Source organism: uncultured Brachyspira sp. (assembly GCF_910588665.1).
Classification (GTDB): domain Bacteria; phylum Spirochaetota; class Brachyspiria; order Brachyspirales; family Brachyspiraceae; genus Brachyspira.
On the sequence record NZ_CAJUPR010000022.1, the window covers coordinates 1 to 8316 of the forward strand.

An 8316-nucleotide genomic window follows, 5' to 3' on the forward strand; every position below is an offset into this window, starting at 1 on the left:
TCTCAGCTGATCACAAAATCATTTTCAGATGATTATAAAATCATTTTCAGATGATTATAAAATCATTTTCAGATGATTATAAAATCATTCTCAGCTGATCACAAAATCATTCTCAGATGATCACAAAAACATTTTCAGATGATTATAAAATCATTCTCAGATGATCACAAAATCATTCTCAGATGATCACAAAAACATTTTCAGATGATTATAAAATCATTTTCAGATGATCACAAAATCATTTTCAGAATATAGAAATATAATTGCAATTTGTATCATAATAATAATTATTTTACCAATCTCATGATGTTATTTTCACCAACTACAATTCTGCAGTTTATTGAAATAATAGAATTTAAATTGAAATCTTTTCTCGTGCTACACTCTGGCTATTTACTTATTGAATAATTGTGTTAATACTAATACAAATGCAAACATGAAATGAATAATTAAACGCACAATATAAATTAACGCGAAAGCTCAGCAAATAATTTGTATTCTGACCAAAAATTTAAATTAAAGATATAAAAAAATTATTTATGCCAAAACTTGTCAATTATTTTAAAAATCAGGTGATTCGTTCCACGTTTTGCACATTACAAGGATATCATTTATAATTTCTTTTGGAATTGGAGAATTAAAGTTCACCTCATAAATTAACTTTATTGCTTCAATCTCTGGTGACTCATTCTCTTTCATATATCGTTGTGCAAAGTTTTTGATATCATTATATTGAACAAAATAAACCCCATTAATTGAAGCTCTATCAGATGCGTCTTTGTTCTCAGCAATTTGCCATAAGAATTTTTCAAACACAGGGCACTGTTCAATAATTAATAATTGATTTTTTGATAAAGTCTTAATGATTTTTGAATGTTGATTAATGATGTTTCCATCTGAAAAATATAAATCATTATTCGCATTATTTTCTGACTCTTCTTCTTCCTCGTTATCATTATCATCATTTTTATCATCCCAAACAATATCAATATCATCATCAAAATCATCTATACTTTCTATGTCTGAATCATCTTCCTCTTCGTTATCATTACTTGGTTCATCAAAAACTAGCTCTGTATCATTTTCATTTTCTTTATTTTCGTTACTATTATCTTCTTTCTCGTAATCTTCTTCTGAATTCTTTAGGTCTACAATATTATTTTCTACATCATATTGTTTAAAATGACATGTTTTTTTATTGTGTTTCGTTGAGCCGCATATTGAGCAATGGTGAATTCTTTTCTTTTTTTTGGCTCCGCAATTAGAAGGTCGTCCTATTCTCCTGCCTTTTTCGTGAATTGTCAACGGCTCATAGTCATTTCCGAACTCGATTGCCTGTATATTATCAAATAATTCAATTAGATTCTTTTGTATATCTTTATTGTTTTTTGCATGCGTGGCAATTTTTGATAATTTGGGCATAATGTTGCTGTAACTGAAGTCAATGTTCATATCAGCGGGATCATCAACAGTTTCTGAATGTTGATCGTTATCTTCTGTTTCATTAAAGTTTTTTATTAAATAAATCTGTGGAATCATTTCATTTGTTATATATGGATACTTGCTATTTTTTATGTTTTTAAGAATATCGTGGTGGCAGGGCAGGCCAAATTCTCTTTTTATTGTGCAATGACAATCTTCATTTAAAAGTTCACATATTTGATTCTGTTGAAGTTTGCCAAACATTATTGAATGAATTCTCTTCTGAGCTTCTTTTAATTCAACATTTAATTTGTTAAAAGCACTTTGTCCAATATATCCAATTTGTGACACTTTTTTTTCAAACTGTTGAGGAATTATACTCATTGAATTAATTATTCCTGATACAAAAATATCTTTCATTATTTCAAATAATTCTGATAAAGGAACAATATCATTATTTGTGTTTTGTTTTAATGTCCCAAAAATTCCTTCCTGTATATTCGTTGTTCTGTGACCTCTCAGCTGTAAATGATTAAGTGTTGATGGACTATATGATTTTAATTCATTTTGGAGATTTCTTAAAAATCTTTTATGCTTTTTTATTGAGTCAATTATTTTTTGCAATGAACTTAAGTAAACTTCATCTGATATTGTTCCTTGAATTAGTTGATTGAATAAACTGCCCACTTTAGAATTTTCTCCAAACACAGATCTGATATTGCGATAAATATGTATTTTACAAAAAACGATATTTGCTTCTGGGAAAATTTCATTAATTGCACATACTTGGGCCCGCCATCTATCAATGATAAAAACTCTTATTGAATTTTGAATATGATTTTTGACATCAAATAAAAATGTTTTGAAGTGATCTTTTTCTCTTCCTGGAATGAAAGAATAAGCAAGAATTTGGCGTGATTCATTATAATCTTCAAAAGAAATAACGACAAGTGGAAAATCGTATTGGTTTACGCAGCATGTGTCATCCATGAATACCACATCAGTTGCGATTGGTAAATTTGAGAATCGTTTTGAGATAAAGACTGATCCATTATATTTTTTTGTCTTTGTTATGTTATCTGGTTTCCAGTGATGTATTATGTGAAAATAATTGAGATAATTTTCACATTTTGTTAATAAATCATTAATTTCGTTTTTTTGCATATTTTTCTTGACAGTTCTCCTGATATCATAAAATTTACGTGCTCTAATAGTTTTTGATCTAATTTTTTTTCTTATTTCTCTTGCTTTGTAACCTAAAAGTGCCATTTCTCTAATTTCTATTATTCTTTTGTCACTTATTATTCCGTTTGCATCCAAGAATAATTTATCCATAGGATGTGTGTGTGCCCAGTTAGCAGATTTAAAATTTATTACAGCGAATTTTTGATCATTTTGTGTAATAGTGAATTCGATAAATGAGCCGCAATGATAGTCTTTTTTGGATTTCCTTGTTTGATTCCTTGCTCTTCCACCAAAAATACATTCAAATCTCCATGTTCTAGTTCCCACAAAATTCATTTTTGTATTTCGTGCAACATATGGAACTCCACAATCTAATTTTGAATATAAACTTGAAATGTATTTGGAAAATGAATTGTTATGAGCAGTGTACATTGATAAAGGATGATTTTTGATTTTTTCGATGGAATCAACAAATTTGTTTGGTGTTTCAACTTGCATAAATAATAAAAAGTGATATAAAAATTAAATTAAATAATTCAGATCAAATGAAATATTTTGAATAAAATATTTATTTATTAATTCCTTTTCTTTTTTTATTTTGAAAGGATGCTGAACACAAAAAATGGTATCGTTGAAACGATAATCTTATCTTTTTAAATTCATAATTTATATTAAAAATAAAATGTTATCGGACAGTTTTGATATTAAATAAAATAAAATCTTATTTAGGTACAAAATTATTTAATATGATTAAGAAAAATGTCTATAAAAATTGGAAAAAACTCAACTTAAATTATTAATTGAATTTTTTTAATAGTGTTTATGAAATTTATATATTATAAAGATTAGAAAAGTAATAATTTAAGATAAAAAAAATACAATTAATAAAATTTTTAAAGTAACACCAATAACAAATTGCAAACTCAAAGAACAATTCTGAGCACTTAATATCATTTTTTTCTTTGTTAGCTAACAAAAACTTTGAAAATATTTATTATTTATATATAATTGAAAAATTCATATTTTAAAGTTAGTTTTGAAATACATTAAAGAAAAAAATTGTTGTTTTCCATCAAATTTTTTAATTTGAGGTTAGTAATTTATTTTTAAATAAATACTTAAATGTGTATTGGATTATTAGATATGAATTAGTCTGTTTCACTAATATTTCAAAAAATAAAAAATGAAATTTCACAAATTTGAGGCTTAGATGGTAGCAGTTAAATATCAAAGATAACCAAATATAATTTTATGTCTTGAAAGGTCATTTACATATATAAACGTGTGATTTTAGCTAAAAAACAAGAAAAGAGAATATATATTGTCATTTCGTCCGATAAAATGCAAACTCTAATTGTTAATATCTTCAACAATCAATATCTTAACGTAGAAAGCAAAAAAAATAAGATGATGTTTTTTAAACATAAAAAAAGTTTGTTGAAATTATCAACCATCAACATGGGCAATGCATCGGATCTAACAATATTAAGTGTTTAATTCAGTAGTATATGCAGTGATTGCCACTCTCCTCCAGCCTATACAACTCGCAACCAAGCTCTGGTATTCTTTCGCTTAGGCTTAGATACGCTCTGGCTGCTCTCATTTCGTTTCCACGTGCCTATACATTGTGTCAATTCTGTTATGCCACTGACCCAATTTCTACTAGGCTTCAAATTTTATGTCAGTAAAGCTACAGAAAATATCTACTTCAACGAGCATAACAACCACCCGAGTCCATTCATAAATACATTCTAATTAAATACATCATTATTTGTTTTTTATTATTATTATTATTTTTGTCCAAATGGCCACCTAGTAATTTTTTGACTGGAATGAGTTTGAGAACATTCATGTTAAATAATATGAGATAGCCTATACTAAAGGAGATGAAGAGATAACCACAGAGAAAGCCATAAAGAAGTTCATTTGTCAAGCATCCATTGGTTCAGAGAAATCAACAGCAATAAGGAAATGGATCGATAACACTGTACCTCATAACAAGTTCATATTCATTGTGACAGCTATCAATATAGCTCTGGAGTTCTATTCAAAGTTATACGTAATCTTAAACAATAATCACCTCAAAAATAAAAGTATGCCCAAAGGAAGGTGCATTTAAAGAATTCAAGGAAGCTATCACACATTTAGTTCCAGTAGTAGTAACAATATTCTCAACAGCATCTAAGTGTCTTGAAGGGATCATTTCTACTACTACAAAATAGGCTGAAGCTGCTAGTAAGTGTGTTTCATCAATTAATAATGTGTATTGGCTGTTAAAGCCTATCTGGTTGTATGACAAGGTATTAATCAAAGTAGAAGATAAAAATGAGTACGAGAGGTTAAAGGAATGTATAACAATGAACTCAATAAGGTTTTGTATAACTCAGAGAAGAAGGAAATAGAAATCAGTAATGAAGATAATTTTATTAACTCTAAACATGTTGACATATTTATAGCTACTTCATGCATTCAAGCAGAGCAGTCATTTTGGATTATTTAATATCGATATTCATTCAGACTCCATTAGATACTGTATCATCAATTGAACCGTTTGTAGGAAGAAAGAGAAATGAAGACTCAACAGCTTATCTATATATGAGACAAGTAAGAGTACCAGAAGATAAGTTTACATTTAAGGCGGACAAGAAAAGGCTGAACCAACTGTGAGCATATACATGGCTATTAATTGACAAAGTTTCAATGGTTAAGTGCATGAGTAAAATGGGAGAAGTAATAGTTAATGAGATACAAACCTCACTGCCAAAGCTCGGTTTGAGAGAAGAAGAAATAAAGATTGATACAGTAATGATAAAAGAAGATGACATAAATAGAGGGTTTTCAGGCAAGAAACAGTTATATCAGCACCATGGCTTCAAGAATGAAAAAGATATACCAAATGAATATGAAATAAGTAGCAGATTCAACAGAGAGAAAGGTAAAATGCAAAGAATATATAGTTTAAGTTAGAGTAAATAATAAATGTAAACCATTCAATATATTTTTATATTTTTTTGGAAAGCATCTCTGATTCAATTACATTAACAATTCCAATTTTAATAACAGCAATCAGTAATCAATTCAGAATCTAATCAATTACATATTCATTGTCAGCAATCAATTAAGGCATTCGAATACATTTCAGATCCAATGACAAAAATCAAATTAGAATTCAATCTAGTATTCTATAACAGTAATCACATCGATAACAATAATTAACCATCAATTACATATTCAATGTCAATAATTAAATTAATAACTCAATTACATATTCAATATCAATTCCAAAAAATCAATTAGCATTCAATCTAAATAATCTAATCAATTTCATATTCAATATCTGCAATCAATTACAGTATTCAATAGCAGCATTCAATTCCAATCCCAGAATCAATGATAATAATTAATATCAACTATCATAATTCAATAACAGCAATCAATCACAACAAGAAAGAGATAATAACATTTACCTTTTGTCAAATTAAATATTATGGTCAATTACAAGGCCAATTTTAGCAATCAGATTCAATTCTTTCTTTGTCACCTTCTTATGTTTTTAGCAGTCAATCAAGTCTAAAAATAATGTTAAGGATTTAGTTATAATTCCAAAGAACAAAGAAAAGTGCCTTGTTAATATTAGTCCAAAGGAGCTGCGGCCAAGACAGAAATAATCAAAATCATTCATGATGAGTACGTAGAAAGAGTTTTGACAAAACAGTCAAGTACATAGATTATTCCATTAGAGCTCAGATGGGAGGAGATAGACAATTTTGATTTCACACTGCAATTCTTCATTGAAATATTAATGAGCTCAGAGTATTTGCTTCATTTATTTGACTTTGAGCATTTCTTAAATAGATGATTTGATTGGCTTGATTCATTAACTAAAATCATTGGCAAAAGAATTACAAGCAATAATGAAACACAGGGACAAGAGGTGTTAATCGTTTTTGCGATCCAAATGAAAACAAGCTCGTTTCAAAAGTGCTAGGACAAATAACAAGACAAGATTTACAGATTAGGTTGGGAACAAAACAGAAAAAATCATAGAGTTCTTATTGATGATACTACTCTTTCTCAACACATAGTGATGAACCAACAATAACACAAGATAAATGGAGCAAGATGTTTATGGTCAAACAGCAACCACAAGAGCCTACACATTAAGTTATAATAAAGACTTTGATATTTATTATGACCTGATTATAATAACAAAAGAGCTCCTTAATGAATTTCCACTTACTTTTGACTCATTAGCTAACTTATATCATTTACCTTTCAGCAAAGAATTTGTTGTTGATGTTATTAATGAATGGTACTTTACTGGTGAGCAAGTGAATTCAAATATATGGAACATCACAATTTTGAATCACCTGGATGCAAACAAGAAACAACAATACATTGAATCATAAGGTCTTAACAAAGTTACTCCTTTAATTAAGTGATTTACGTGATAGTTTCTCATTAAAGGATTTGCGACAAAACAGTCAGGTAAAACAGTATAAGTCCTATGATTTTGCCTTCATTAGCGAAAAGCAATTAAGTAAATTATTGTCAACAATAAACTTAGGAAAATACAAGGATAAGATAATAACTGCAATGAATTTGTACTCAGTAGGAAATAACAAAAATATCTGCTTTTATGATGAAATTAATGATTATCTTGTCATGTATTAGTTACATTTCCAAGAATCCAAATGGTAACTATGCAAAAGAAAATGTTAGCAGTATTGAGAGTATTGTTGGCAGGTTTAATACAAGCCTTGAGAATAAGAAGTTGGTTGTTTGCAATAAATTCTTGGACAATAACAAACTAAAGTGTGTTTTTGAAGTGAATCAGAAAATGCAGCCAGTAAGGGTAACAGAGATTGAACACAAAGATAGGAAACATTTTATAAAAGAATAGGTGATAGAGAATCTTGTTTCTGGATTTAATAATGATTTCTATACATTATTGTTTAACTACTTCAAGAAAAGAGATATTAACAAATTTTATCCAAGTAACATTCCAGCAACTGAAGCAAGCAAACAAGCTTACGACCTTTTTATTGGAGCTCATAAAAGCTATTTAGTTGAAGCTTTTCAAGATTACCAGAACTTTTTTTTTTTTATATTTTTAATATAACTTTTTGTTATTCTATTTTTATTCCAAGTATATTTTATAAATATATAATATATTATATCTAATGCATGACATATTAAATTTTAGTGATTAAATGCTGACTTGATAAAAAGTTATAAACTATTGAAAATTATGTATTTAATTTTTTACTATTTAAAATATAAAATTTGGAATATTTATGCTGATTACGGTTAGGGTTATTATTTAATAACTTCCTTAGCGCTTTTATTTCATTGTCATTCGATCAAATCTCTGGTTACAAATCAGCTGAGAATGATTATGTGATCATCGGAAAATGATTCTATAATCATCTGAAAATGATTTTGTGATCAGCTGAGAATGATTTTGTGATCAGCTGAGAATGATTTTGTGATCAGCTGAGAATGATTTTGTGATCAGCTGAAAATGATTTTGTGATCAGCTGAGAATGATTTTATAATCATCTGAGAATGAATTCGTAATTATCTGGGGAAGATTTCGCAAATATCTGGGGAAGATTTCGTAATTATCTGGGGAAGATTTCGTAATTATCTGAGGAAGATTTCGTAATTATCTGAGGAAGATTTCGTAATTATCTGGGGAAGATTTCG

General features: G+C 28.2%; 4 protein-coding genes. 3 read left to right on the forward strand and 1 reads right to left on the reverse strand.

Annotated elements, in window-relative coordinates; all coding sequences use genetic code 11:
• Window positions 1-561: 561 nt before the first annotated feature.
• Window positions 562-3105: a transposase gene (locus QZ306_RS10235; protein WP_295163578.1), complete on the reverse strand. Its 2544-nt coding sequence runs from the start codon at window positions 3103-3105 to the stop codon at window positions 562-564.
• A gap of 1849 nt (window positions 3106-4954) precedes the next feature.
• Between QZ306_RS10235 and QZ306_RS10240 the strand changes: the two genes are divergently transcribed.
• From QZ306_RS10240 to QZ306_RS10250, 3 genes are all read left to right on the forward strand, one after another.
• A complete protein-coding gene (locus QZ306_RS10240) occupies window positions 4955-5107 on the forward strand; it encodes a hypothetical protein (RefSeq protein ID WP_295163579.1) in 153 nt (50 codons plus the stop codon).
• A gap of 221 nt (window positions 5108-5328) precedes the next feature.
• Complete coding sequence (locus tag QZ306_RS10245; RefSeq protein WP_295163580.1) at window positions 5329-5574, forward strand: hypothetical protein; 246 nt, start codon at window positions 5329-5331, stop codon at window positions 5572-5574.
• Window positions 5575-6719: 1145 nt separating this feature from the next.
• Window positions 6720-7016, forward strand: coding sequence for a hypothetical protein (locus tag QZ306_RS10250; protein ID WP_295163582.1), 297 nt, complete (start codon window positions 6720-6722; stop codon window positions 7014-7016).
• The last annotated feature ends 1300 nt before the right edge of the window (window positions 7017-8316 follow it).